At 75.2% G+C, this 1,247-nt stretch carries 2 protein-coding genes; one reads left to right on the top strand and one right to left on the bottom strand.

Features of this window, described 5'->3' with window-relative positions:
* A partial coding sequence (locus BUB17_RS27550) for a hypothetical protein (RefSeq protein WP_208983687.1) occupies positions 1–221 on the bottom strand: 221 nt, incomplete at its 3' end.
* On the opposite strand from BUB17_RS27550, the gene BUB17_RS25195 reads away from it, so the two are divergent.
* Positions 212–1,247: hypothetical protein (locus tag BUB17_RS25195; RefSeq protein ID WP_208983686.1), on the top strand; the 1,036-nt coding region annotated here is incomplete at its 3' end. The genes BUB17_RS27550 and BUB17_RS25195 overlap by 10 nt on opposite strands.

Genomic DNA, 1,247 nt, shown 5'->3' with positions numbered 1-1,247 from the left:
CAGCGCGTGCGGCGCGGCCGCTCGCCGGGCCGGCCGCGCCTCCGCGCCCACGCCGGCCTCGACGGGGTGACCGTGCCCGGCCCCTCGCCCCCGCGGCGGTCGCCGCGCCCGCCGGACCGCAGCCGGATCTCGTGCGGCAGGGACCGGCGCTCACCGGCGTCCAGGCACTGCTCGCCCAGGCTGCGGCGACCTCCACCGGCAGGAGCAGCTGATGCGCTCACCGACCCGCAGCATCGCCGGGAACCTCCGTTGGACCCGCACCGGCACCGTGTGGGCGGACTTCCTGCTCCGCCCGCTGCCCTACGGCTTTCGGCCCGACAAGGACAAGGACACCGTCCGCGGGTACCACCAGGCGTTGCTGCGGGCCCTGCCCGGGGAGTCCCTGCTGCTGGGCATCTGCGCCGGCCTCGACCCGGCGGCCGTCGTGGACCGCATGATCACCGGCCTGGACCTCGACGACTGCCCGGACTGGGCCAGCGAATGCCAGGCGACGCTTCAGACCCTCGACGAGGTCGGCCCGGGCCGGCGGGTGTTCTGGCTCTCGGTGCCCCTGGCCGCCGGCGTCGCCCGCTTCCGTGAGCCGCTGCGGGCCGCCGCCGCCGACCTGCGCGACGCGCTGGCCCTTCCTCGGGCGGGCATCCCCGCCGCCGAGATCGGCGGCTACCTGCGGCAGGCCGACAAGGTCGCCGCCGGCATCCCCGCCCCGTTCCGCCCGCAGCCGGCCACCGCCGCCCAGATGATGTGGCTGCACCTGCACGCCCAGCAGCGCGGGCTGTTCCTCGACCTGGACCTGCCCGAGGGCCCCGACGCCAACCCCGACGCCAACCCCGACAGCGGTCTCGGCGGCGCGCTGCCGACCTGGCGCACCGGCGGCGGGCTGCCCGAACCGCTGCTGGACGAAGGTGGCCAGTCCGACCGGCCGTCCACACGCGGGCGGCTGACGGCCAACCCGCTGGACCACCGCTACCTCAAGGTCGACCAGGCCACCGCGGTGACCCCGGTCGGCGCGTCCTACCAGGCGATGCTGGTCCTCACCGACGTCCCCACCGACGGCATGCTCTTCCCCGGCAGCGAGTTCATCGGACGTATCGACGAGTGCGGCGTCGAAGTCGACTGGGCCATGCGCCTGCACGTGCGCTCCTCCGAGGAGGTCGCCAAGGCCAACCGCAAGGCCCTGGTCAACCTCAACGAGCAGTACGGGCAGCGCGAGGGCGAGCTGTCACACGCGATGAACGCCCTGGACCGGG

Source organism: Geodermatophilus obscurus, from assembly GCF_900143215.1.
Classification (GTDB): domain Bacteria; phylum Actinomycetota; class Actinomycetes; order Mycobacteriales; family Geodermatophilaceae; genus Geodermatophilus; species Geodermatophilus obscurus_A.
Note: the sequence above shows the minus strand (reverse complement) of the source record. Positions and strands in the feature narration are given on the sequence as shown.